General features: G+C 61.8%; 20 protein-coding genes. 10 read left to right on the plus strand and 10 right to left on the minus strand.

Features of this window, described 5'->3' with window-relative positions; all coding sequences use genetic code 11:
• Positions 1-482: transposase (locus tag ACXJKO_RS17600; protein WP_457092386.1), on the minus strand; the 482-nt coding region annotated here is incomplete at its 3' end.
• A gap of 276 nt (positions 483-758) precedes the next feature.
• Between ACXJKO_RS17600 and groL the strand changes: the two genes are divergently transcribed.
• Complete coding sequence (gene groL / locus ACXJKO_RS17605; protein ID WP_457092387.1) at positions 759-2,381, plus strand: chaperonin GroEL; 1,623 nt, start codon at positions 759-761, stop codon at positions 2,379-2,381.
• Positions 2,382-2,413: 32 nt separating this feature from the next.
• On the opposite strand, the gene fdhF is transcribed toward groL, so the two are convergent.
• A complete protein-coding gene (fdhF, locus tag ACXJKO_RS17610) occupies positions 2,414-5,080 on the minus strand; it encodes a formate dehydrogenase subunit alpha (protein WP_457092388.1) in 2,667 nt (888 codons plus the stop codon).
• Entirely contained in the window at positions 5,068-6,267 is a 1,200-nt protein-coding gene (locus ACXJKO_RS17615; protein ID WP_457092389.1) for an NADH-ubiquinone oxidoreductase-F iron-sulfur binding region domain-containing protein, read from the minus strand. Before ACXJKO_RS17615 ends, fdhF begins: the two co-directional genes overlap by 13 nt.
• Positions 6,268-6,723: 456 nt before the next feature.
• On the opposite strand from ACXJKO_RS17615, the gene acsA reads away from it, so the two are divergent.
• The 5 genes from acsA (at position 6,724) to ACXJKO_RS17640 (ending at position 13,635) form a co-directional block, all read left to right on the plus strand.
• Entirely contained in the window at positions 6,724-8,478 is a 1,755-nt protein-coding gene (gene acsA, locus ACXJKO_RS17620; protein ID WP_457092390.1) for an acetate--CoA ligase, read from the plus strand.
• The gene (pdhA, locus tag ACXJKO_RS17625; RefSeq protein WP_457092391.1) at positions 8,475-10,484 is read left to right on the plus strand and encodes a pyruvate dehydrogenase (acetyl-transferring) E1 component subunit alpha; all 2,010 of its coding nucleotides are present in this window, start codon (positions 8,475-8,477) and stop codon (positions 10,482-10,484) included. Before acsA ends, pdhA begins: the two co-directional genes overlap by 4 nt.
• Before the next feature lie 10 nt (positions 10,485-10,494).
• Positions 10,495-11,691 (plus strand): dihydrolipoamide acetyltransferase family protein, encoded by a 1,197-nt coding sequence (locus ACXJKO_RS17630; RefSeq protein ID WP_457092392.1) that lies wholly within the window; start codon positions 10,495-10,497, stop codon positions 11,689-11,691.
• Positions 11,688-11,939 (plus strand): acyl carrier protein, encoded by a 252-nt coding sequence (locus ACXJKO_RS17635; RefSeq protein WP_457092393.1) that lies wholly within the window; start codon positions 11,688-11,690, stop codon positions 11,937-11,939. Before ACXJKO_RS17630 ends, ACXJKO_RS17635 begins: the two co-directional genes overlap by 4 nt.
• Positions 11,940-12,312: 373 nt before the next feature.
• Positions 12,313-13,635 (plus strand): family 1 glycosylhydrolase, encoded by a 1,323-nt coding sequence (locus ACXJKO_RS17640; RefSeq protein WP_457092394.1) that lies wholly within the window; start codon positions 12,313-12,315, stop codon positions 13,633-13,635.
• Between the two features lie 382 nt (positions 13,636-14,017).
• Here the strand turns inward: ACXJKO_RS17640 and ACXJKO_RS17645 are convergent, their stop codons facing one another.
• Positions 14,018-14,899, minus strand: coding sequence for a sulfurtransferase (locus tag ACXJKO_RS17645; RefSeq protein ID WP_457092395.1), 882 nt, complete (start codon positions 14,897-14,899; stop codon positions 14,018-14,020).
• 457 nt (positions 14,900-15,356) lie between these two features.
• Here ACXJKO_RS17645 and ACXJKO_RS17650 point away from each other — a divergent pair, with 457 nt between their 5' ends.
• From ACXJKO_RS17650 to ACXJKO_RS17660, 3 genes are all read left to right on the plus strand, one after another.
• Entirely contained in the window at positions 15,357-17,411 is a 2,055-nt protein-coding gene (locus ACXJKO_RS17650; protein ID WP_457092396.1) for an NAD(+) synthase, read from the plus strand.
• A 109-nt stretch (positions 17,412-17,520) separates the two neighbouring features.
• Entirely contained in the window at positions 17,521-18,120 is a 600-nt protein-coding gene (locus tag ACXJKO_RS17655) for a hypothetical protein (RefSeq protein ID WP_457092397.1), read from the plus strand.
• Entirely contained in the window at positions 18,117-18,437 is a 321-nt protein-coding gene (locus ACXJKO_RS17660) for a c-type cytochrome (RefSeq protein ID WP_457092398.1), read from the plus strand. The genes ACXJKO_RS17655 and ACXJKO_RS17660 overlap by 4 nt, the downstream gene beginning before the upstream one ends.
• 58 nt (positions 18,438-18,495) lie before the next feature.
• On the opposite strand, the gene ACXJKO_RS17665 is transcribed toward ACXJKO_RS17660, so the two are convergent.
• Positions 18,496-18,783 carry a GYD domain-containing protein gene (locus ACXJKO_RS17665; RefSeq protein ID WP_457092399.1) on the minus strand — a complete coding sequence of 96 codons (288 nt, stop codon included), beginning with the start codon at positions 18,781-18,783 and terminating at the stop codon, positions 18,496-18,498.
• A 480-nt stretch (positions 18,784-19,263) separates the two neighbouring features.
• On the opposite strand from ACXJKO_RS17665, the gene ACXJKO_RS17670 reads away from it, so the two are divergent.
• On the plus strand, positions 19,264-19,488 hold the full coding sequence (locus ACXJKO_RS17670) for a DUF6894 family protein (RefSeq protein ID WP_457092400.1): 225 nt from the start codon (positions 19,264-19,266) through the stop codon (positions 19,486-19,488).
• An 806-nt stretch (positions 19,489-20,294) separates the two neighbouring features.
• Here ACXJKO_RS17670 and ACXJKO_RS17675 read toward each other — a convergent pair.
• From ACXJKO_RS17675 to ACXJKO_RS17695, 5 genes are all read right to left on the minus strand, one after another.
• Positions 20,295-20,513 carry a hypothetical protein gene (locus ACXJKO_RS17675; RefSeq protein ID WP_457092401.1) on the minus strand — a complete coding sequence of 73 codons (219 nt, stop codon included), beginning with the start codon at positions 20,511-20,513 and terminating at the stop codon, positions 20,295-20,297.
• Between the two features lie 37 nt (positions 20,514-20,550).
• Entirely contained in the window at positions 20,551-20,757 is a 207-nt protein-coding gene (locus ACXJKO_RS17680) for a hypothetical protein (RefSeq protein WP_457092402.1), read from the minus strand.
• 163 nt (positions 20,758-20,920) lie between these two features.
• Positions 20,921-23,680, minus strand: coding sequence for a PAS domain S-box protein (locus tag ACXJKO_RS17685; RefSeq protein WP_457092403.1), 2,760 nt, complete (start codon positions 23,678-23,680; stop codon positions 20,921-20,923).
• Between the two features lie 109 nt (positions 23,681-23,789).
• Entirely contained in the window at positions 23,790-24,257 is a 468-nt protein-coding gene (locus ACXJKO_RS17690; protein ID WP_457092404.1) for a hypothetical protein, read from the minus strand.
• 70 nt (positions 24,258-24,327) lie between these two features.
• Positions 24,328-24,823: helix-turn-helix domain-containing protein (locus ACXJKO_RS17695; RefSeq protein ID WP_457092405.1), on the minus strand; the 496-nt coding region annotated here is incomplete at its 5' end.

Below are 24,823 nucleotides of genomic sequence, written 5' to 3' on the forward strand. Positions count from 1 at the left end.
AGGTACGGGAACGGCTCCTCGAGCCGGCGTGAGGCGAACTGGGCCAGGCTGTCGTCGAGGCGCTTGTTGATGGCCGAGATGGCAGAAGCCGAGAAGCTGTGGCCGCACAGTTCCTCGGTAATCGCCTTGACCTTACGGGTGGAGACGCCCTGCACGTACATCTCGGCCAGCGTGGCCACCAGCGCCTGTTCGGAACGCTGATAGCGCTCGAACAGCTCGGTCGAGAAGCGGCCGTCGCGGTCCTGCGGCACGCGCAGCTCAAGCTTACCCACCCGGGTGATGAGGGTGCGGGTATAGGAGCCGGAGCGGTAGCCGAGGCGGGCTGCGGTGCGCTCGCCTTTCTCGGCCTGGAGGGCATCGGTCATCTCGGCTTCGAGCATCTCCTGCATCACGGCGCGGACAATCTCGCGCAGCCCGTCCGGGTTGTGGCTGAGAAGGTCCTTGATGGCAGCGGCGGCAGGTTTATCCTTGATGATGGTCATGGTGGGGCTCCTCTCGGAGTGCGTGACGTTGAACATCACCATCCTGCCATGACCGCCCCGATCAGGCGATTTGCAGAACCTTCACCACACTACTGTTGCAAACAGGTCGGGTAGCCAAGAACGCCGCCGGCCATCACGCCCGGCGCCGGAGTTTGTACCAACCGCCAGTCTGGTCCGGGATGATCTTTGTCAATGTAGGAAACAGGGTGTGTGCCACCGTGGCAGCGGCACCGTTGAGTGCTGTTTCGTGAATCAGCCGCTGGAAGGAGCTCGTCGATGGCTTTCAAACACGTTCTCTTTCACTCTGCCGCTCGCGAGAAGATCTTGAGGGGTGCCAGCCAGCTTGCGGATGCCGTGCGCGTGACTCTCGGCCCGCGATCAAAATCGGTGCTGATCGAGAGAAAGTGGGGCGCGCCGATCGTCTGCAACGACGGCGTCACCATCGCGAAGGAGTTCGAGCTCAAGGACCCCGAGGAAAACCTGGGCGCGCGGATGCTGCGTCAAGCAGCTGAGAAGACGGGCGAGATGGTTGGGGATGGAACAAGCACCGCAACGATCCTGGCCCATGCCATCTTCGCGGACGGCGTCCGCAACGTGGCCGCCGGCGCCAGTGCGGTCGACGTCAAGCGCGGCCTGGATCGTGGCGCCCATAAGGCCATCGTGGCCCTGCGGGGCCTGTCACGGCCGGTCGCGACACGCAAGGAAAAGGCCCAGGTCGCGGCGATCTCGGCCCATAATGATCCGGCTATCGGCGAACTGATCGCAGACGCCATGGACAAGGTCGGCAACGAGGGCGTCATCACAGTTGAGGAGTCGAAGACGACCGAAACCGTTCTCGAGGTCGTCGAGGGGATGCAGTTCGATCACGGCTATCTCTCGCCATACTTCATCACTAATGCGGAAACCATGGAAGCCGTGCTGGAAGACTGCCTCATCCTGCTGTCGGACCGTAAAATTGGTGCGCTCAATGACATGCTTCCCTTGCTCGAGCAGGTCGTCAAGGCAGGAAAGCCGCTGCTGCTGATCGCCGAGGATGTCGAGAGTGAGGCCCTGGCCACGCTCATCGTCAATCAGCTCCGCGGGGGGCTGAAGTGCTGTGCGGTCAGGGCCCCCGGATTCGGCGACCGTCGAAAGGCCATGCTGCTGGATGTTGCGACCCTCACAGGTGGTCAGGTGATCGCCGAGGAGCTCGGGCTCAAGCTCGAACATGCGACCATCGAGCAGCTTGGGCGTGCCACGCGCGTGGTCGCCGACAAGGACAACACAACCATCATCGGCGGGACTGGCGAGCGCAAGCAGATAGAAAGCCGGATCGAGCAGATACGCCGCGAGATCGACAAGGCCAGCAGTGATTACGATCGTGAGAAGCTGCGGGAGCGCTTGGCCAAGCTCGCCGGTGGCATTGCGGTGATCAGGGTCGGGGCTCCGACGGAGGCCGAGATGAAGTCGAGAAAGGAGGCGCTTGATGACGCCATCAGCGCTACCAAGGCGGCGGTGGCGGAGGGGATCGTGCCGGGCGGCGGGCTCGCGCTGTTGCGATGCATCGAGGCCGTGGCTCAAGAGGAGGCCAGGTGCGAGGGCGACGAAAGGACGGGCATTCAGATCCTCAGGCGCGCGCTCGAGACACCAACCCGTCAAATTGCTGAGAACTCGTCCGTGGATGGCGGAGTCGTGGTCGCCCGCATGCTTGAGGGAAAGGGAGACTATGGTTTCGATGCGGGTCGCAAGGAATATGGCGAGCTGATGGAGGCCGGCATCATCGATCCGACCAAGGTCGTCCGTGTCGCCCTTGAGAACGCAGTCTCCGTGGCCAGCGTCCTCTTGCTGACGGAGGCGACCATGACGGAAGTTCCTGAAGCCAAGAAGGAGCACGTTGCCGAAGCGGAACTATCGCTTTAGGGTCGAAGGGATGATTGCTCGCGCTGTGTGTGTCAGACCCGCGGCGCCCTTTCGACCCGAACAGCCGTCACCTTGTATTCTGGCGTCCGTACCAGACGATCACGCACTGATGAGGTAAGCCGGTTCACGAACAGCTCGGGGCGGTGGAACGAAACGAACAATTCGCCAGGCGATACAGTGTCAGTCACGCGCAAAGGTAGAATTGTACAACCGTAGCGGCTGCGAACAAGCACCGGTTCACCATCGGTAAAGCCGAGCCTCAGGGCGTCAGCGGGAGCCATGTCCAATGTATCAGTAGGCTGCAGCAGGCTGTTCGGCGTTCGGCCGGTCATCGTGCCGGCGTTGAAACCGTACAGCCTCCGGCCGGAGGTCAAAAGCAGCGGATAGTCAGCGTCCGTGACTTCCGAGGTTCGCACGAAAGGAACCGGCGTCAGTTTGGCGGCCTTTCCGATGGGAAAGCTCGTCTGGTGCAACACCGGTGTGCCGGAATGGCGCTCATCCGGACACGGCCAATGCGGGTTTTCGTTATCCAGGCGATCGTAAGGCAGTCCGGCCACGGCCGGCCACACAGCGCGCACTTCGTCCCAAATCGCTTGCGGGTGCCCGAAGTCGAAGCCACCCGCATGGCCCAGGCGGGCCGCAAGTTGCTGGATGATCACCCAATCCGGCTGCGCGTCGGCTGGAGGCGCCACGACGGCCCGCACCCGCTGCACACGGCGCTCCGCATTCATGAACGTCCCATCCTTTTCGAAGACCGACGCGACCGGTAAGAACACCGTGCCGAACTCGCGTGCTGTCTCGTTCAGAAATAGGTCCTGGACAATCAGCAGGTCGAGATTAGCCAATGCGGCTCGTGTCTGGGCCGCATTGGCGAGCGTCAGGTAAATGTCATAGCCGATGACCCATAGGGCCTTAAGTCGACCCGCGCCGGCCGCATCCATCATTTGGAGCAAATCAAGACCGTGAGTCTTCGGCAAGCGCGCTCCCCAAATGGCCTCGAAGCGCGGGCTGGCCTCCTTGAGCGACTGCGCGCCGGTGAGGGATGTCGGCTCACACCCCATGAGGGCTGCTCCCTGGACGTTGTTCTGTCCGCGCAGAGGATTGATGCCGCTTCCGGGCCTGCCCAGGTTCCCTGTCAGGAGGGCAAGATTGATGAGCGCCTCCACGCCCTCGGTACCCTGGGAATGTTCGGTTATGCCCAGCCCATGAAAACACATCGACGGTTTGCCGTCGGAATACATACGCGCTGCCATGCGGATATCTCCGGCGTCCACTCTGCACTCAGGTGCAACTTGCTCGGGCGTATAAGCCTTGATGAAAGTAGCAAATGACTCGTAGCCGGTGACCCGTTCGGCCAGGAAGTTCTGATCTGCCAGGCTCTCGTCAATCAAAGCAGCCGCGATCGCATTGAGCAGCGGCACGTTGTAGCCCGGGCGGACCGCAAGGTGCAGGTCTGCCATGGCTGCCAACTCAGTCCGTCGTGGATCGATGACGATCAGTCTGGCACCGCGCAGCGCCGCCTGCTTGATGCGCGCACCGATCACCGGGTGATTTTCGGTCGGGTTGGCGCCACAGACGAGAATGGTTCGTGCGCGTTCGATATCGTCGAAGCTATTGGTCGACGCGCCGGTGCCGAGCATGGATTTCAGCGCCTTGGCACTCGGCGTATGGCAGACGCGGGCGCAGCAATCCACGTTGTTGGTGCCCAGCACCACGCGTGCTAACTTCTGGGTCAGATAGTTTTCTTCGTTGCTCGCGCGAGCCGAACCCAGCACACCGACTGCATCGGCCCCATACGTGGCGCGGATACGCAGGAGCTCATTCGCTACGTGCTCGAGCGCCGCATCCCATGTCGCCGTCTCCCAGGCGCCGTCACGCCGGATCATGGGCGTGGAGACTCGATCAGGCGCATGGTTGAACTCGAATGCATAACGCCCTTTCACGCACAGGTGGCCTCGGTTCACAGGGCTGTCAGCCGGCCGGACAGCCACGATCCGCCCCTCGGATGCACCAATCTCCATCTGACAGCCGACACCGCAATAGACGCAGGTGCTGCGTGTCCAATGAGACACGTTCTCCGGACTGCGCTTGTCAAACAAGGCGCCGCTTGGACAGGTATCGACGCACGCCCCACAGCTGACGCATCCGCCTTCCAGCATGGTCTTGCCCCTGCCCGGCGCCACATAGGTTGCGTCCCCGCGCCCGATCGCCTCCCAAACGAACTGTCCCTGAAGTTCATCGCAGATGCGAATGCAGCGGTCACAATGGATACACTGGTCCATCGCGACGCCGATATAGGGATGGGTCTCGTCCCGGAAGAGAACGCTGGTCACATCTGAGCCGCCTGCAGTCACGCCGAATTCGTTTAGAAGACGGTGAAATGGCAAGTCTGGTCTGGAGGCGACGGCATCGGGCGGATAATGCTCAGCCAACAACTCGAGATTGGTTTTTCGAAAGGAATGCAACGCCGGCGAATGGGTGCGGACCTGCATGCCCTCCTCTACTACGTTGGTGCAACTCGCAATCGGCCTTGGCTGTCCTTCGATTTCGACCACACACAATCGACAGCCACCTGAAGGGGTAATGCGCGCGTCGTGACACACCTGCGGCACGGGCGCTCCCGCGAGCCGGAGGGCGTCGATCAGGAGCGTTCCGGGTGCGACCCACTGAGGCGTCCCATTGATGATCAGGCGAAGCACGACGCGAACTCCTCGGCGTAGTGCCGTTCAACCGCGGAGGCGAACTCGGCCAAGCCGCGACCGTGTCCACAAAGGCTGGTGGCGGCCAGCACGTCAATCAGCGCTGCATAACGCTGGCGGTCGATCCTGCGGCCCCGTGCAAGTTCCCGAAAGGCTTCGGCGAGAACGGGAGTGCCCTGGCGGCACGGAGTGCACTTGCCGCACGACTCATATGCGCCGAAACGAAACACCTCGCTCATGACGGCGGCCAGTGGCGTGTCGTCAACAAAGGCTATGACACCACCATGTCCAACCGCACAGCCGATGGCCTGCAGTTCCTCATAGCCGAGGCGCGTGCCCAGGAGATCCGGCGGCACGATGCCGGCGAGCGGGCCACCGACCATCAGTCCCTTCAGCCGCCCGCGGCGTAGGCCCCCGCCCAGGTTCTCGCAGACATCAGCCAGCGAAATGCCGAACTCAACCTCATACAGGCCAGGTTGGCGAAAGAGCGAGTTGAGCGACAACAGCTTGGTGCCTCGGCTTTCAGAGAAGCCGAGGGACGCATATGCATCCGCACCATGCTCGACAATCCACGGTACGGCGCAGAGCGTCTCGACGTTGTGCACCAGGGTTGGTGCACCGAACAGACCGCGCTCGGTAATCTGCGGCGGGCGTGCTCGTATCTCGGGTCGGCGCCCCTCGAGCGCGTTCAGCATCGCGGTCTCTTCGCCACAGATGTAGCTACCCTCGCCAACCGCCAAGGTAAGGTCGAATCTGGCCCCCAGCCAGCCCGCCGCCTTGGCCTGCTGCAGGGCATGACACAGAATTCCCGCAGCATCCGGGTATTCCTTGCGCACGTAGACGTACCCATGCGTCGCTCCGACCGCGCGTGCCGCGATCATGGCGGCTTCGATCAGACGGAACGGATCGTCTTCAAGGAGGAAGCGGTCGGAGAATGCTCCCGGGTCGCCCTCGTCTGCGTTGACCACCAAATATTTCATGGTACCAGTGCGCGACGCTACTGCTTGCCATTTGCGACCGGACGGAAAGCCAGCTCCACCGCGCCCGCGTAACCCAGATTTTGCAATCAGTTCTACCAGCTCTGCCGACGCCATTGTTTGGGCCTTCTCCCACGCGGCTCCTCCTCCCGCAGCGCGATAAGTCGCAAAATCGCGCGCACCTCCGGCGATAACATTGTTGAGCAGCACGGTCTGGCTGCTGCAAACAGCAATGTGGGGGCGGAGATCTTGGCTGGCATCGCTCGGCGCAGCGTAGCACTTCCCCAGGCAATAAACCGATGGGGTGGCCGCGACAGCGGCAGTCCACCGGATCGGATCATCGGCACGCGCGGCAAAACACGCCAAGCCGCAACATGACTGTCCCGCAAGAGAGACATCTGCGAGATGATAGAACGAACTTGCGCGAGCGTGTCTCGGCAATTCACTCATGGCTGGCRCCATCTGCCGATGCGGCAATGCAGCAATATAGCGCCGTTTCGACCCATTGGGTATGCCTTTCCCAGCCCGGCCAAGATTCGGGATCGAAGTCATGGTCGAGCAAGGGACGCATATTGAATCTCTGCAGCATCACATCATTGACCATTCTCAATGATTTGCCCCTGCTTTTGCGAGACTTTGACATGAATGCTCACCTGTGGAGGCGGAATGCCCTGGGATCCTATTCGAAAGCGTCCTGAAGAGTTCGCCCGCTCAAACCTGCGTGACTATGATCGGGCGGTCGAAGACTTCTCGTGGGACCAGGCGCGTGCCCTTCTCGACGGCTTGTCCGATGGCGGATTGAACATCGCCTATGAAGCGGTTGACCGGCACGTCGCCCATGGCCTTGGGAACAAAATCGCCCTTCGCTGGATCGGTCAGGATGACAATATCCGCGACTTCACCTACAGCGACTTGCAGCGGCAGGCCAACAGATTTGCCAACACTCTTCGTTCCCTGGATGTCACCAAGGGCGACCGCGTGTACTGCCTCCTGGGCCGTGTTCCCGAACTCTATGTCGCCGCGCTGGGAGCCCTGAAGGCAGGGGCGGTCTTCTGCCCTCTCTTTTCGGCGTTCGGACCCGAGCCCATCAAAGCCCGCATAAGCATCGGCGAGGCGAAGCTGCTCGTCACTACCGAGCATTTCTACCGCCGCAAAATTGCTCCCTGGCGCAACGAACTCGGCAGCCTCCGCCATGTCATCCTCATTGATGGTGACGCTACAGGGCCCGATGGCACCCATGGCCTTGCAATGCTGATGGACAGTGCCCCTGAGACCTTCGACATTGAGCGCACGCGTCCGGAGGATATGGCCCTCCTTCACTTCACCAGCGGCACCACCGGCCGGCCGAAGGGAGCCGTGCACGTGCACGCGGCGGTGGTCGCCCATCACATTACCGGACAATTCGCGCTCGATCTCCATCCGGATGACATCTTCTGGTGCACGGCCGATCCGGGCTGGGTCACCGGCACGTCCTACGGCATCATCTCACCGCTGACGAACGGCACGACGATGATCGTGGACCAGGCCGAGTTCGACGCCGAGCGGTGGTACCGCATCCTGCAGAATCAGAAAGTCAGCGTCTGGTATACTGCGCCGACGGCAATCCGCATGCTCATGAAGGTCGGGAGCGAGATTGCGCGGCAGTTCKATCTCTCGCATCTCCGGTACATGGCCAGCGTCGGCGAGCCTCTCAACCCAGAGGCCGTCGTCTGGTCCGCGCAGACATTCGGAAAGCCGTTCCATGACAACTGGTGGCAAACGGAGACCGGTGGCATCATGATCGCCAATTATCAGGCCATGGATGTCCGTCCCGGCTCTATGGGCAAACCCCTGCCCGGTGTGGTGGCGGGAATTGTCGAAAGGCAGGATGCGCACATCCGCGAAATCTCGACTCCGTCAACGGTCGGCGAACTTGCCTTGCGGCCCAGATGGCCGTCGATGATGCGGGCCTACCTCCATGAGGAGGAGCGCTACCGCAAATGCTTCGCGGACGGCTGGTATCTCTCCGGCGATCTCGCGATGCGCGACGCCGATGGCTACTACTGGTTCGTCGGCCGCGCCGACGACATGATCAAGAGCGCCGGACATCTGATCGGGCCGTTCGAGGTCGAAAGTGCCCTGATGGAGCATCCGGCCGTTGCGGAGGTGGGTGTCGTCGGCATCCCGGATCCTGTCGCCGGAGAGACCGTGAAAGCCTTCGTGGCCCTCAAGGCAGGGGTCGCGCCGAGCGAGGAACTGCGCATGGAACTCCTCGGCCACGCCCGCAAAAAGCTTGGCCCGGCTGTCGCCCCTAAGGATATTGCCTTTCGGCAAAACCTGCCGAAGACCCGCAGCGGCAAGATCATGCGCCGCCTGCTGAAGGCGCGCGAACTCGGCCTGCCTGAAGGTGATACTTCCACGCTTGAGAGCGAAGAGCGATGACGGAAATGACTTCGAAGCCGCGGCTGTCACGCGCCCACGAACTCGATCTACTCAAACAGATGATCCGGATCCGCCGGTTCGAGGACAAGTGCGCCGAGCTCTACACCCAGGAGAAGATCAGGGGCTTTCTGCACCTCTACGACGGTGAGGAGGCTGTCGCAGTTGGCATCATTCCCGTCCTCGAGAAACGGGATCGCATCGTTGCGACCTACCGCGAGCATGGTCACGCGCTGGTTCGCGGTGTTCCCATGGCGGCGGCCCTGGCCGAAATGTATGGCAAGCGGGAGGGGTGCAGCGGCGGCCGCGGCGGTTCCATGCATCTGTTCCACCGGGACGCCAACTTCTATGGGGGTAATGCCATCGTGGGCGGCGGGCTCCCCCTTGCCGTCGGCCTCGCTCTAGCGGACAAGATGCGCCACCAGGATCACGTGACCGCCTGCTTCTTTGGGGAAGGCGCTGTGGCCGAGGGTGAGTTTCACGAAAGCCTCAACCTGGCTGCGCTCTGGACCCTGCCGGTGCTGTTCGTGTGTGAGAATAACCTCTACGCCATGGGAACCGCCCTGGAGATCTCGGAGTCAGAGATCGACATCCACCGCAAGGCACAGAGTTACCGGATTGCTTCGGAAGCCGTGGACGGCATGGACGTGGTTGCTGTCGAGGCGGCCGCCCGGCGAGCCATCGACACCATTCGATCGACGGGCAAGCCCTATTTCCTTGAATGCCGCACCTATCGCTTCCGTGCGCATTCCATGTTCGATGCTCAGCTCTACCGCAGCAAGGAGGAAGTCGAGGCCTGGCGCGGGAAGGATCCGATTGCCCGCTTCCAGGGGTGGCTGGAACAGAACGGTTTGATCCATTCGGAGGAGTTCGGGCGCATCGAGGCGGATGTCGCGGCCGAAATCGAGGCGGCGGTCGCTGTTGCCGAAGCGGGCGCCTGGGAGGCGGTCGAGGAGCTCACCCGCCATGTCTATGCCCCGGAGCGACCCGCCCCGCCTAAGGGCATATCGACAGCCACCGGCAAACCGGGTGTCGAGACCACCTACCGTGAAGCCGTCCGCGAGGCCATCCGCGAGGCCCTGCACCGCGATGAGCGTGTCTTCCTGATGGGAGAGGATGTCGGCCACTATGGGGGCTGCTATGCCGTCAGCAAAGGGCTCCTTGCCGAATTCGGCCCCGAGCGCATCCGCGACACGCCCCTGTCCGAATCCGGCTTCACGGGTGTTGGCATCGGAGCCGCCATGGCTGGCCTGCGCCCGGTGGTCGAGCTCATGACCTGCAATTTCAGCATGCTGGCGCTCGACCAGATCCTCAATACGGCGGCAACGATCCGGCACATGTCCGGCAATCAGTTTGGCGTGCCCCTGGTGGTCCGCATGGCGACCGGTGCCGGGCGCCAGCTTGCGGCGCAACATTCACACAGTCTCGAAGGCTGGTACGCCCATATCCCGGGAATCCGGGTGCTTGCCCCGGCAACCATTGAAGATGCTCGCGGCATGCTCTGGACCGCACTCCAGGAGCCCGACCCGGTCCTCATCTTTGAGAACATCATGCTCTACAATCAAAAAGGGATGGTGGCCGGCGATCCGGGACCGGTCAATATCGACAATGCGGCCACTCGCCGGGCGGGGCGCGACATTTCCCTGATCACGTACGGCGGATCGCTCTGGAAAACCCTCGAAGCCGCCGAGACACTGGCCAAGGATGGCATTGAGGCGGAGGTGATCGATCTTCGGTCCCTGCGCCCTCTTGATAACCGCACCATTATCGCGTCGATTTCGAAGACACGCCGCGCCGTCATCGTCGATGAAGGCTGGCGCAGCGGGAGCCTGGCCGCGGAGATCGGGATGCGCATTGTCGAGCAGGCCTTCTGGGAGCTCGATGCGCCCGTCGCCCGGGTGTGCAGCGAGGAGGTGCCGATCCCCTACCCACGCCATCTCGAGGAGGCTGCCATCCCGCAGGTTGCGAAGGTCGTCGCGGCCGCACGAGCAGTCTGCGGCAAGTCTTGATGGAGACGCCATGAGCGAGTTCCTGATGCCATCGCTTGGTGCCGATATGGAGGCGGGAACGCTCGTTGAGTGGCTGGTGAAGCCTGGCACGCCCGTGAAGCGGGGCGACATCATCGCAGTCGTCGAGACGCAGAAAGGGGCCATCGAGATCGAGGTGTTCCAGGAGGGTACCCTCGAACGGCTCTTGGTTGAGACTGGCGCGACCGTGCCCGTGGGCACGCCCCTCGCGCTGATCCAAGAGGCTAAGGCAGGTGCTGGTCCCGGTCTGATCGAAGCTGCACAGCGTGAGCCGCCGCCTCCGCCTGCTTCAAGGCGAGAGATGACGGCGGTGCCCGTTGCCCCCGCGCCAGCGGCCCTTCCGATACCCAGTGCTCCCGGGCGTGTCGTTGCTTCCCCCGCAGCTCGACGGCTCGCGAGCCTGCAGGGCGTTGATCTCTTCCGGATCAAAGGAAGCGGACCCGCCGGGGCGGTGCTCCTGGCCGATGTGGAGATGGCGCAGCAATCAGGTGCTCCGGCAGAGGCTCAGCCGCAAGCGCTCTCCAGCATCGCCCAGATGCGCAGCGCCATCGCAGCCGCCATGTCCCGGTCGAAACGTGAGATCCCGCATTATTACCTTTCGCATTCAACCGATGCGGGAGGGGCGCGGGAGTGGGTCGCTCATCTCAATGCCCAGCGCCCCCCAGAACAGCGTCTGCTCATAGGAGCCTTGTTCGTCAAGGCCACGGCTCGTGCGGTCAACCGCTTTCCCGAGTTCAACGGGTTCTTCACGGACCAGGGGTTTCGTCCCAGCGGCCAAGTCCATGTCGGCGTTGCCGTTGCGATCCGCGGCGGTGGCCTCGTCGCCCCTGCGATCCACGATGCCAACACCCTCTCCCTTGATGCTCTCATGGCAGGGATGCGCGATCTCGTCGAGCGTGTGCGCGCGGGACGGTTTCGCAGTTCCGAGATCGCCGATCCGACCATTACCGTTTCCAGCCTTGGCGAGCGCGGGGTCGACACCCTGTTCGGTGTCATCTATCCGCCGCAGGTCGCCATCGTCGGGTTCGGCAAGGTCGTCGAGCGGCCCTGGATCTGCGACGGCGCCGTCATGCCCCGGCCGATCGTGACGATGACGCTCGCGGCGGATCACCGGGTGAGCGACGGCCATCGCGGTGCGTTGTTCCTATCCGAGATCGATCGCCTCCTTCAGGAGCCGGACACCCTATGACGAGCCCCGACATCCACACCATTGTCGAACAGGAATTGAAACGTATCGCGCCGGACGTCGACGTTGCAGCCATCAATCCCACGGGCGATCTGAGGGAGGAGTGCGATATCGACTCGATGGATTTCCTGAACCTGGTGACCGCGCTGCACCGGCGTCTTGGAATCGATATTCCTGAACTTGATTACCCCAAGCTTATAACCTTGGATGGTGCGGTCGACTATTTGCAGCGCAAGCTTGCCGTGGCTTGATCTGCCGAATCCCTGCGGTTCCGCCACGAGGCAGTTGAACAAATGTGTCTTGTCGAGGGGCGCCCGAGAGCAGCGGTACCGGAAACAGCGCCCGACCCGGTTACCGATGCGTCGGCGCAGATTGCTGGCGGGATAGGTGGTGGCTTGGATGACAGTCGATGATGATGTTGCAAGTGGAGAGCAAGGGTGGACTGAAGGAGCCAGGACTGAGGTAAGCTCTACCAGCGGTCACACCAGCCGGTAGATCTGCCGATACTGGTGATCACCATCTGCTGAACGTGCTAGATATCTCGGTGGCCTGTGTGCGGGTTGAGGCTGCGGCCAAAAAGGCGCCAAGCACCGAACGAGTCCAAGACCGATTGGGATAACTTTGATGATCAATCCCTTTTTCATCTTCGCGACGGGTATCGAGAACAGCAATCCGACAATCTGCGATGGCCGGACGCGCATTGATGAAATGGAGAAATGCGGCCACTACACGCATTGGCAAACGGATTTCGAACTCGTCCGCGAGCTTGGCATCTCGTACTTACGGTATGGCGTTCCGCTTCACCGCAGCTATCTCGGCCCCGGCCGCTTTGACTGGGAGTTTTCCGACCTGAGCTTCAGCGCTTTGAAGCAGCACGATATCGTGCCGATTGCCGACCTGTGCCATTTCGGTGTGCCTGACTGGATTGGCAACTTCCAAAACCCCGACTTTCCCGACCTGTTCGCCGCCTACGGGCGCGCGTTTGCCGAGCGCTACCCATGGGTCCAGCTCTACACACCCATCAATGAGATGCTGATCTGCGCTCTATTCTCCGCCAAGTTGGGACTGTGGAACGAGCAGGGGCGGACTGATGCAACTTTCGTTACTGCGCTGAAGCAGATCGTCAAAGCCAATGTGTTGGCGATGCGGGAGATCCTTGAGGTTCGTCCGGACGCATTGTTTATTCAATCCGAAAGCGCTGAGTATCATCATGCTGAGGAGCCGTTGGCACTCAGGCTCGCGGAGATGCGCAACCAAGTGCGCTTCCTCTCGCTGGATCTCAATTACGGCCGGCGTCTTCAATCCGGTATATACGAGTACCTGATGGACAACGGAATGACCCGCGCAGAGTACAACTTCTTCCGGACCCACAATCTTCGGCATCACTGTATCATGGGCACCGACTACTACTACGGCAATGAGCACCGGATCTCCGCCGACGGCTCGTCACGGGTGGTCGGTGACGTCTTTGGCTATGACGAGATCACGCGTCAGTACCACGACCGCTATCATCTACCTGTGATGCATACGGAGACGAACTATCCTCAAGGAGCGGCCGGAGACGAAGCAGTGGAGTGGCTTTGGCGGCAGTGGGCGAATGCACTGCGGGTACGCAATAGTGGTGTACCGCTTGTTGGGTTCACCTGGTACTCGCTGACAGACCAAGTGGATTGGGACATTGCGCTCTCTGATGAGAGAGGGACTGTCAATCCGCTCGGCTTGTACGATCTTGACCGACAGATCCGTCCCGTTGGGCGTGCCTACAAGCAACTGATCGAGCGCTGGCAAACGGTGCTGCCCGTCCAGAGCGTCTGCCTAGTGGTACCGGTCGTGCTCCCGAGCGAGTATGAAGAACCAAGTGCGATACGGCGGCGGGAGTGGATGCGACAGTATCATAAGGCTGAGCAAAGCTTCCGCCAGAGTGGCGGAAGTATCGAGCCGCTTTAAGGGAGCGGAGCTTGACCAAAGGCTACACCTGCCTTGCTGTTCTCCGGTGTGCTACTACTCAACGAGATGAACGGACCCACCAACGAGGGCTGCTCGGAAGCGCGGGAGTGTGCCAGCAGACCTGCGCTACGGCTGCACAACATCCTTAGGCACAGATTGAGCCAAGTTATAGCGCTGTCATGATCAGGATACCATGCTGGTTGCCGGGATTCCAGATTGCAGGCTAGTGTCCTGCCCTCATACCGCCGAGCAGCGCGAGATTCAAAAAGTCCAATGCTATAGTACTTGTTGCATCCCGGCTGCCCGCGGTTCCCTTCAGGAACCAGGGGCTTTGCTGATCAAGGAGGGGTTCGGCATGGGGCGTCCAGCCGGTTCTACGTGTCTAAGCTGCCACGGGTGTCAAACTCGTCTCGTACGGGAGCCCTTCCTCAATCGGCAGCGACGGATCGCGCGACCACTCGTTCCACGAGCCGAAGTAAATGCGCACGTCCTTGATGCCGGCCTCCTCCAGGGCCACGAAGGTGTTGGACGCCCGCGCGCCCTTGAAGCAGTAGACGATCACCGGCGTGTCGGGCGTGATCCCCACGGTGGCACACTCGGCCAGGATCTCCTCGCGCGACTTGAACATCGGCCCACCCGGCGTCGGCTTCATCATCCGGTACCACTCCAGCCAGACTGCCCCGGGAATCCGGCCCTTGCGCGGGCAGAAGTCCTTGCCGTAGGGCGACGAGCTCTCGCCGATCCACTCGTCCACGTCGCGAACGTCGAGCTTCACGATGCGCTTGTCCGCAACCGCGGCCTTCATCTCTTGCAGATCGACAAGGATATGGGTGTCACCCTGGACCAGCGGGAACGGCCTGGCGATTGGCTTGGGCACGTCGATACTGCTCGGCTGCCCAGCCGCGAACCAGGCGACATAGCCGCCGTGGAGGATCCTAATCTTCGGGTAGCCGAGATAGCGTAGCAGCATGTAACCCCGGCAGGACTGGCCAAAGCCTGTCGTCATCGACTGCTCGTACAGTACGGCGGTCTCCGTGCCGGATAGGCCGGCCCTGCCGAACGCAGCAGTGAAGGTGTCGCGGAGGGCAGTGAGCCCTTCGGGCGTCGACGTGGCGAGATAGGTGAAGATCGCATGGATGTTGATGGCGCCCGGCAGGTGCCCTTCGGCATATAGGGCCGGATCCCGGATATCGATGGGAACCACGTCCTCCGCCTGCATCATTTCGCAGAGTTCCATTGGCGAAACGAGAACTTTGCCAGTCATAAGTCTCTCCCTGCYTGATGCCTGATCGGATCCGGCGCCAATGTCAAAGCATTCGATCTCTGGTGATCCAATTACCGCCAGCGCACTTGAGGGACCTTGAGAAAGGTCAATTTGGCTGAGTGAGGATCCACGCTTGTTCAGATACGTGACGTCTCCCGCACGTCGCTATCGATCATTGCCTCAAGCTGAAAGCCATGGCGGCACTCCCTGTCCGACTGACAAATGATGATCCTTCTGAGGACACACGGCAGGATCTTGAGAGGCTAGTGGCCATCGAGAATCACATTGCAGCAGGGATCGTTCGTGCCGAGGGTACGTTGAAGCAAGCCGATGTGGCGGTTTGGCTTTCTCGCGCTAGTTACCTCGTATTCCAGCACCAGCACGGCGGGGTCTCCGATCGCCTCTTTGCGACTGGGACGAATCCTGTCGGTGAGGGTCAATTCTGATCGGACGCAGAATGATTTCGTTCTTCACACCATACCGTCATGACTTTGCCCGGATTGCGGCCTGCGTTCCGCGGATCGAAGTGGCAGACCCGAGTTTCAATGTGGAGCGCACCCTTGAGCTCCTGCACCGAGGACACCAGGAGCGGATCGCCCTCATGGTGTTTCCCGAGCTCGGCCTGTCAGCCTATGCCATCGACGACCTGCTGCACCAGGATGTACTTCTGGAGGCCGTCGAGAGGGGCATTGCGCGCCTGGTGGAGGAGAGCACCGACCTGTTCCCGGCCTTCGTTGTGGGTGCTCCGCTGCGGCTGGACGGACGCCTCTACAACGCGGCGGTGGTCATTCATGCGGGGCATATTTTGGGTGTCGTGCCTAAAGCGTATCTCCCTAACTACCGCGAGTTCTACGAGCGCCGCCACTTCGCCCCTGGCGTCGGGATCCACGGACAGACGATTGCCGTGGCGGGTGCCCAGGTTCCCTTCGGAATTGATCTCCTATTCCGCTCCAGCGGCAGCTGTGCGTTCACCTTCCACGTGGAGATCTGCGAGGATATGTGGGTGCCGCAGCCGCCGAGCACCGCCGCGGCGCTGGCCGGAGCGGAGATTCTTCTCAATCTTTCCGCGAGCAACATCACCATCGGAAAGGCCGAGGACCGTCGGCTGCTCTGCGGCTCCCAGTCCATGCGTTGTATTGCAGCCTACGCCTATTCGGCGGCAGGTCCCGGCGAGTCGACGACCGATCTCGCTTGGGATGGTCATGGTGGCATCTTTGAGGACGGCCTGCGTCTTGCCGAGACCGAGCGGTTCCCATCGGGCTCGACCATGGCGGTGGCTGACGTGGATCTCGGCCGCCTGCGCCAGGAGCGCATGCGGCGGGTTACGTTCCGCGACTGCGGTGACGAGATGAAGGTCAACCCGAGCGACTTCCGCATCATCCCTCTCGCCGTCGATGCGCCGGAGGAGGCATTGTCGCTGCGCCGCCCTGTCGAGCGGTTCCCCTATGTGCCTTCCGATCCCACCAAGCTCGCGGAGAACTGCTACGAAGCCTACAACATCCAGGTGCAGGGATTGGCCAAGCGCTTGCAGGCGACCCGGACGGAGAAAGTCGTGATCGGCGTCTCAGGTGGCCTCGACTCGACCCAGGCTCTTCTCGTCTGCTGCCGCGCCATGGACAAGGTTGACCTGCCGCGCACCAACATCCTTGCCTTCACACTGCCGGGCTTTGCTACCAGCGAAGGCACCAAGGGCAATGCCTGGACCCTGATGCGGGCGCTTGGCGTCAGCGCTTCCGAGATTGATATACGGCCTGCGGCACGGCAGATGCTGCAGGATCTCGAGCATCCCTTCGCCGAGGGGCAGGCTGTCTACGACGTAACCTTCGAGAACGTTCAGGCGGGCCTGCGGACCGATTACCTGTTCCGTCTCGCCAATCACCACCGTGCGATCGTCGTCGGCACGGGCGATCTTTCCGAGTTGGGGCTCGGTTGGTGCACCTACGGCGTCGGCGATCAGATGTCCCACTACAACGTCAACGCATCGGTATCAAAGACCCTGATCCAGCACTTGATCCGGTTCGTTGCCACTTCCGACGACGTGGACGAGACCACGGCCGAAATCCTCCAAGACATCCTGGCCACCGAGATCTCTCCTGAACTCGTGCCGCAGGATGCCTCCGGGCAGATCCAGTCAACAGAGGCGACTATCGGGCCCTATGCCTTGCAGGACTTCAATCTCTACTATCTCACACGCTACGGCTTCCGACCCTCAAAGATCGCCTATTTGTCCTGGCATGCGTGGAGAGATTCCCAGGCAGGCACGTGGCCGCCGAACATTCCGGAGACTTCTCACCGCGCCTATGAACTTGGTGAGATCAAGCATTGGCTCCGGGTCTTCCTCGGACGGTTCTTTACCAACCAGTTCAAGCGGACGGCAATGCCGAATGGGCCGAAGATCTCGTCTGGCGGATCGCTGTCGCCCCGCGGCGACTGGCGCGCTCCATCCGACGCAGGGCCCGCGGCCTGGCTGGCAGAGCTGGAGAGCGGCGTTCCAAATGCCGAGCCCACGTGAGGGCAGGCCGATCCAAGCTTATGGAGGATTGCGAATAGTCAAAGACAGATTGTGCTCGCCGGCGGATCGTGGGGGGCATTCGAGTCGATGATTGGCGGGAGGGTCAGCGATGCGCCAGATATTGCCCAGAGCGGTTTTTCTGACCAGCTTGCTGCTCAGTGGCCCAGCACTCGCCGATCTCTTTGGGGTCTCGCCTTACCAGTACGGTCTCCTTGTCAATGAGGCGCTGAAACAAGTTGGATCCGAGATCCGCCTTCATCGTAACAACTGTATGGAACGCCCTAGCGTCGAATGTCGCTTCTCCTCGGACCGCATCGTCGTGCTGGTGCAGGGACAGACCCATCCACCTCAGACGAGCCGGATCGTTATTGAAGCTGACCTTATGCAGGACGAAGCCGGTGGCAGCCCGATTCAGATGGTTGCCGACTGCGTGCTGATGCTTGGCGCGACCATGGTGGTCGTGGATCCCCATCTTCCCACAGTGCGCCGTGTGCAATTGCTCTCAGATCTAATAACAGAGGTCCTCGACAGGGGATCGAGTGAAAACGAAGGCGTGAATGCCCGTTACACCCTGGTCTTCGACGAGGCCGCAAGCGGAATGTTGAACATCGTGGTAACGCCGCTCAACTCCAGCACTGGCGATAGCCTCGTCGACCAAGGTCTTCGAAAATCTGGAACGGCAGCGCCTCGGCACTGGAGCCATCCATGATCCGCACGCTCGGCATCCTTCTTCTCCTGATGGTTCCTGCCTTTCCGAAAGCACAGGAGTCAGGCGATCCCAGTGCAGGCCTCCGCTTGGCTCGCGAAGTCTGCGCGGCCTGCCATGCAGTCGAAGCGGGACAGAACCGCTCGCCTCGCGCGCAGGCGCCGACATTTACGCGCATCGCCCTGACTCCCGGCATGACCACGACCGCGCTTACGGTCGCTTTAAGGACCTCACATAAGACGATGCCGAACATCATGCTGGAGCCCAGGGAACTCCGGGACGTAACGGCTTACATCACGAGTTTGCAGAGGCAACCTTGACAGACTGTGCCACGGGGCGGCCGCTCGCGGCAGGGCTGAACCGCATCAGGGCAATAAATCAATAATGCATCGTGCGGGAAGGGGCCGTGCTTTCCCGCCCCGAACAATGCGCCGCTTTGAAGTGTGCCGCAAGCAGCCCGGCCTTCGCAAAAGCTTGCTGCATGTCTGCCGAACTCATGGCAAGCGTCGTCTTCAGGTCCACAACGCCTCCCGCAGCAGCTGCGACAGTCGCGGACGTCGCAACGCCTTCGTACGGAACTTCGGACACAATCTTGAAGTCGTAGTCCCCGAAGGTCATGTAGTCGGCCAAGAGCTTGCCGTCGGACCGGGAGAAACGCTCGCGCACCGCCTCCTCACGGTCTCAGGCTTGGCCAGCATCCCTTCGATCACCTGTGGCGTGAAGCGGCCCTGGATGATGAACAGCGGCATGTTTGCCTGCTTCTCACCGTTAATTTTATGCCATGTTCGAGAGGCTGACGGGGCGGATTATCAAGGTTGAGGGCGCGTGCTCTCAACGCCCCTTCCACATGGCAAATTTCACGCCCAAATGATTGTCCGTGACGCGTGATACGTATCGAAGTGCATGGCCTTCTGCAGACGATGGCTGTCGCCAGCTCCAATCTCTTCGGAGGCGATACGCAGCGCCTTGCGCCGCTGGTCGGGCTAGGCGCCGAATGCGTGGCGCGCTGGTTCCTGCTCTGGCGGCAGAGCTCCGCCTGTCTGAGAGAGCCGACAAACAATTGCTTTGGATCGTTGACAAATGGCAAGGCCGTGTGCCGCTCGGTCGGGTAAGTGAACAAGAAGTAGCATTGGGAAGGCGAGATCCATGCCCAAATTCTTCTTCAATGTCGTCCTGAATGGCCAGCCGACGGTGGATGGGCTAGGACAGAATTTCCCGGATGAAGGTGCCGCGCGAGCGCATGCCCGCCACCTCACCGTGTTGCTGGCGGATCGCTGTCGCGACCCGACGAACAGTTTTGTCGCCGTGAGTGGGTTGGATGGTCGCCTGGCATTCACGGTGGCGTTCCGGTCATCCGGACCACAGGCCTAAGGGTTGGACCGGCAGTCCCGACCAGCGCTTTCAAAAGATGACGCAGGTGGAGCCTCCGAGCGGGATAAAGGCGATCTTCCGGTCCTTGTTCCAGAGTTCGACAGAATTGCCGCTGGCATATTCCTTAGCCCTATTGATCGCCTCCTCATCAGTCTAATAATCGAGGACGTGAGCGACCAAGATCCCACCGTCCGGGCCGACGACATAGGCGCAGTATACAGGACACGTCGCGAACGGAGAGTTCATGGCGAACCTCAAAAGGTTACGGCGGGAGGCAGATCCACGTTTGCAACCGCGTGTTTAACCCATGTTAATGCCTTGGGATAGTCGTCAAACTGTCCTTGCGGTCCCAATTGGGCTGGCTCGCATGTGGGACGCCCCTACGACGCGCCGGGCACGCTTCCAAACACGTTGCACCGGTGAGGGTGGCATTAGCCCGCTGCCAGAGCCATTCGGTGTATGGGAATGGAGAAATGCAGAGCACGCGCGGTTTGCGGGCCATCAGGAAATGAAAACTCGGTTCGGGAGAGAGGATGGCCCGAGGGATCCGTTAGAAGTGGCGGCGTCGTGCCGCTGAGGTCCTCGCCCGCGCCGCTTCGCTTTGAGCTAACGCGAATACGGACAGAACGACCGCGACCAGGAGTGAGAAGATCATAAAGGCCGAGGCAATCATGAAGGCTTCTCCTGCGAAGCTAGTGCATCGTGTGAAGAGGTGGGTACCGGTTCTTCGTATATTACGATGCGATCTCAGAGGGAGAAAGGGCCGGATCTGGTTCCATCAGGGCAGCCGGGGCTCTGGGATCGCGCTATGAGGTGCGAAACATGATCGAGACGGCAACGCCGACGATCAGCGGAATCCCGGAGGAGAACCGTCTCGGTTGAGGTTGAGCAAGGGACGCGATCTCAAGCGAGCCGCTGCGGATGCGCTGGGCCCGTGCACTGCCCTGTGGCGGCGCTAGGGCGATATGCAGGTCAGCCAAGTCCTCATCATTGTCGTTAAGAGCAGATGCATCGAAAGCGGGCATAGCAGGCCTCCCATTCAAGTCTGGGCTGGCAAGAAGATCAATAGTGCGAGGCTGTTACATCAATCCGATGATCCGACGAAGCCGGAGCCGGAACCTGTCGCATGACCCCGTCCACCCGCATCTGGAGCGCGCTTTGACTGAAGGCCAGCCCGATGGCGAGGCTTGCCATTCCGACAAGAGCCGCCAGCGCGACGGCAGCTCGCGCGCCTGCGCTCAGAAGGGAGACAGAATGAGCGACAGTCATGGTTGGGTCCCATCTTGGTTAGCGAGACCATAAAAGCCTGCCACTGTTACGCCCGAACCGCACAGCCGTGAAATCGTGTGCCCGTTTGTGACAGTTTGTAATAGCCTCCGTGGACTCGCAGGCCTGACCCGCCCCTGCAGGCCGGATCATCGTACCGCCTGGCCTAGGGCTTGGTCGTGCTGAGAACCTTCCGCAGGGTCCGCGCCAAATCCAGCGTGCTGTAAGGCTTCCTGAGCCAGTGCGCCTCGGTCTCCCGCCCTCGCCGCATCACATCCAGCTCGGCATAGCCCGAGGTGAACAGCACCTTTATCTCGGGCCGTCGGACCAGCACGGCTTCGGCCAAATCGGCTCCGGTCATGCCGCCGGGCATCACCATATCGGTGAACAGCAGGTCGACCTCCGGATGGCTGTCGAGCAGCGCCAGCGCCGCCGGACCGTTGGCCGCCTCCAGTACCTGGTAGCCGAGGTCCTGCAGTCGCGCCATCGTCATGCGCCGCACCCGCGGCTCGTCCTCGACCAGCAGCACCGTCTCCCCATGCCCGCGCGAGACTTCCACTAGCGTCTCGGGCGCGCCAGCCTCTGAGGCTTCCTCCGCAACCACGGCGCGCGGCAGGTACATCCGGATCGTGGTGCCGTGGTCCGGCTCGCTGTAGATCATCACGTGCCCACCCGACTGCTTCACGAAGCCATACACCATCGAGAGGCCCAGCCCGCTGCCGGTCCCCACCTCCTTGGTGGTGAAGAACGGCTCGAACGCCCGCTCCTGYACCTCCTCCGACATGCCTGTGCCGGTGTCGGTCACCGCGATCAGCACATAGCGGCCGGCCTGGACCTCCGGATACAGTCGGGCATAGTCTGGTTCGAGTTCCGCATTCTCAGCCGTGATCGTCAGCCGGCCGCCGCCCGGCATGGCGTCACGGGCGTTGATCGCCAAGTTCAGGATCGCGTTCTGCAGCTGGCTTGGGTCGACCAGCACGGGCCACAGATCGTTGTCCGACCGGCCCTGCACCCGGACCGTCTCGCCCAAGGTGCGCCGCAGCAGCGGAGTCATGTCGCCCAGCAGATCCCCGATATCGGTCAGCTTGGGCTGCAATGGCTGTCGGCGCCCGAAGGCAAGCAGCCGCTCGGTCAGTTGGGCACCGTGCTCGGCCGTCTCACGTGTTTCCCTCACCAGCTCCAGCTGACGCTCGTCTGTCAGCCGCATCTCCAACATCTCGAGGTTGCCGAGAATGACGGTGAGCAGGTTGTTGAAATCGTGCGCGACCCCACCGGTCAACTGGCCCACTGCTTCCATCTTCTGAGATTGCCGCAGTTCCTGCTCGATCTTCTGAGTGGCGGTGAGGTCGCGGATGAAGCCGGTGAACAGATGCTGCCCGCTCACCTGCACCTCGCCGACGGCAAGTTCCATCGGAAACACGCTGCCATCCTTGCGCTGGCCGCTGACGACTCGGCCGATGCCGATGATGCGCTTCTCGCCCGTGCGCAGATAACGTTCCAGATAACCGTCATGCGCTTCCCGGTATGGCGAAGGCATCAGCATGCTGATGTTGCGCCCGATCACCTCGTTGGCCGCGTAGCCGAACAGGGCCGCGGCCGAGCGGCTGAAGGACTCGACGATGCCGCGCTCGCTGATCGTGATCAGGGCTTCCGGCGCAGTGTCGAGAATGGAATGGAGCCGTGCCTCACGCTCGAGCAGAATCGATTCTGAGTGCTTGCGAGCCGTRATGTCCACGGCGGCCGCGATAGCGCCGACTACGGCGCCCGCTTGGTCCCGTAGCGGCGAGGCATTGTACAGCAGGTCCACCCGTCGACCGTCCTCGAAGCGGACCTCCCATTCCTCGTTCCGCACCTCCCTGCCTTGGATCGCGCGCCGAAGCGGCGCCTGATCCAGCGGGACCTCCACGCCATCCCGGAAGATGGAGCGGTGGGGTAGTCTCTGGGAAAGCCAGTCCGACACACCGAAGACGAGGGGCAGGTCGAGCAGCTCGGAGGCGAGCCGGTTCGCCCTCACCTCGCGAAGGTCCGGATCATAGGTGAACCACACCGCTACCGGGGCGGTCTCGATAAGCGCCTCCCACTCCGTCGTCCGTGCCTGTAGAGCAGCTTCGGCGGCTTTGCGTTCCGACAGGTCGAGCACAAACACCGCAAAGGTATCGCCATTGTTGACCGAAGCCAGCCTGAGGAGCACCGGGACCCGCTCGCCGTTACGGCGATACTCCTTCTCGTACATAGACGAGACGCCATGGGCGCGCGCCTCGGCGATGGCCCGCTCGTCGGCGGCCAGCCACTCGGGCGGCGTGATCTCGTCCCACCGCACGCGATCCGCGATGAGATCCTTCTTTGTGCGCCCGATCAGGTCGAGATAGGCCTTGTTGGCCTCGATCACCCGGCCATCGGCCTGTGACAGGATGGCCCCGATGGGGATGGCCTCCAGCACCGTGCGCAGCCGGGACTCGCTCGTCCGCTGCACCTCCTCGGCCTGCTTCCGCTCTCTGATGTCCTCGACAATGGAAAGCCGGTAGGTGTGCGCAGGGTTGGAGGAGGCCAGTGATGACGTCACGCGGACCCAGACCGGTGTGCCGTCTTTACGCAGGTAGCGCTTCTCGATCCGGTAGCTGGGGATCTCACCGGCCAGGAGTTGCGCGGCAAGCGCCAGCACCCGCGACAGGTCCTCGGGGTGGATAATCTCCTTAAAGCTACGCCCGATCAGCTCACCCTTGGCATAGCCGAGCAGAGCGCACACGGCGTCGTTCACGTCAAGCAGATGGCCTTCGCTATCCACCAGCTCAATGCCTACAGCAGCCTGGTCGAATACCAGCTGCAGACGCTCCGCATTCGGCTGCCCATGATCGGGGTCTTTGGCCGGATCGCTCGCTCGTCCGGCTGTGTCCGGCGGAGACTGTCCTTTGCCACCCTGGCGCATGCGACCCGATCCTTGACGCTGCCCCGTGCTCTTCGGGACAAAACGAAAATGCCGCCAGATCCCGGGCGATTCACCGGAGGCTGAACAACAGGCCCAAGGAGCGGACGTGTCAATGCGGGCAAACGGTCCGCGGTTCACCGTCGGGATGCAGCTGCTCTGCCAATTCCTCCGGATTGGGATCCGAACTAGGAACAGTATGAACCTCGGAAAGGCCGAACCGTCGATGACTTTGATCAATTCTGCGGCGGAGCCAACAGGCTAAGGCTTGGGCAGAGGTATTGCTCGGTCCGGGCGAAACGGGAGCCCTGACCACGGTGTGTCTGATGATCTGGAACAGGTGAAAGCCATTCAATTGCACACCCAGCTCCGCTGCCGTCAGGTCGAAGCCGGGCGGAGGCAGGTCATTCTGGTGCAAGGTACCAGCGTACTCCCAGGTGGATCCCTCCAGAAAGATCGGGACCGGACGATCCTCCGGCACAGCGCAGCACAAATCAGGCGTCAGCCTGCGCCAGAACAGGTTGTAGGCCAACCCTGAGGCCAAGGTGGCTCGTTGAGTTGCACCTGTCTGCCACGTCATGGCCTCTCCCCTTTTGTTGATTTCGGGGTTGGTTTTGGTTCCAGCTGGAAGATGTGGCCGTGGGGGGCCTTCAATGGGGCTGCTTGGCTGGGTTCCAGGTCAGAGCCTGCTCTCCCAAAGGCTCAGCGTCGTCAAACTCGCCGGCGAGCTGCTGCAGGTCACTCATCCGAAGTAAGATCACCCTGTGACGTCCCTCCAGTTTGACCAACCCATCCCGCTTAAGCTTCGACATGACGCGGCAGACGGTCTCGATGGTGAGGCCGAGATAGTCGGCGATGTCCTGACGCGTCATCRGCAGCTCGATGACCACTGGCCGCTTCCGGTCCACTCCTGTCCGGCGCGCCGCTGACACCAGGAAATGGGCTGCCCGCTCCTCGGCCCCCAGCTGCCCCAGCACGATAATGTGTTGCTGGGCGGCACGAATCTCCTCGAAGACTTTTGTAAGGAGCAGCGACTGTAGGGGCCCGGCCCCCTCGCCGATTGCCCGCAGGCGGGCGCGGCTCAGCCGACGCRGCCGCACAGGAGTAACGGCCTCGGCAGTGTAGGAATATGTGCCCTCGCAGGAG

Source organism: Microvirga sp. P5_D2 (genome assembly GCF_054049475.1).

What these genes read in the sequence shown, in the direction of transcription:
- groL (WP_457092387.1), top strand. Translation starts at nt 759, where the DNA reads ATGGCTTTCAAACACGTTCTCTTTCACTCTGCCGCTCGCGAGAAGATC.
- pdhA (WP_457092391.1), top strand. Translation starts at nt 8,475, where the DNA reads ATGACGGAAATGACTTCGAAGCCGCGGCTGTCACGCGCCCACGAACTC.
- ACXJKO_RS17630 (WP_457092392.1), top strand. Translation starts at nt 10,495, where the DNA reads ATGAGCGAGTTCCTGATGCCATCGCTTGGTGCCGATATGGAGGCGGGA.
- ACXJKO_RS17635 (WP_457092393.1), top strand. Translation starts at nt 11,688, where the DNA reads ATGACGAGCCCCGACATCCACACCATTGTCGAACAGGAATTGAAACGT.
- ACXJKO_RS17640 (WP_457092394.1), top strand. Translation starts at nt 12,313, where the DNA reads ATGATCAATCCCTTTTTCATCTTCGCGACGGGTATCGAGAACAGCAAT.
- ACXJKO_RS17645 (WP_457092395.1), bottom strand. Translation starts at nt 14,899, where the DNA reads ATGACTGGCAAAGTTCTCGTTTCGCCAATGGAACTCTGCGAAATGATG.
- ACXJKO_RS17650 (WP_457092396.1), top strand. Translation starts at nt 15,357, where the DNA reads ATGATTTCGTTCTTCACACCATACCGTCATGACTTTGCCCGGATTGCG.
- ACXJKO_RS17655 (WP_457092397.1), top strand. Translation starts at nt 17,521, where the DNA reads ATGCGCCAGATATTGCCCAGAGCGGTTTTTCTGACCAGCTTGCTGCTC.
- ACXJKO_RS17660 (WP_457092398.1), top strand. Translation starts at nt 18,117, where the DNA reads ATGATCCGCACGCTCGGCATCCTTCTTCTCCTGATGGTTCCTGCCTTT.
- ACXJKO_RS17670 (WP_457092400.1), top strand. Translation starts at nt 19,264, where the DNA reads ATGCCCAAATTCTTCTTCAATGTCGTCCTGAATGGCCAGCCGACGGTG.
- ACXJKO_RS17675 (WP_457092401.1), bottom strand. Translation starts at nt 20,513, where the DNA reads ATGCCCGCTTTCGATGCATCTGCTCTTAACGACAATGATGAGGACTTG.
- ACXJKO_RS17680 (WP_457092402.1), bottom strand. Translation starts at nt 20,757, where the DNA reads ATGACTGTCGCTCATTCTGTCTCCCTTCTGAGCGCAGGCGCGCGAGCT.
- ACXJKO_RS17690 (WP_457092404.1), bottom strand. Translation starts at nt 24,257, where the DNA reads ATGACGTGGCAGACAGGTGCAACTCAACGAGCCACCTTGGCCTCAGGG.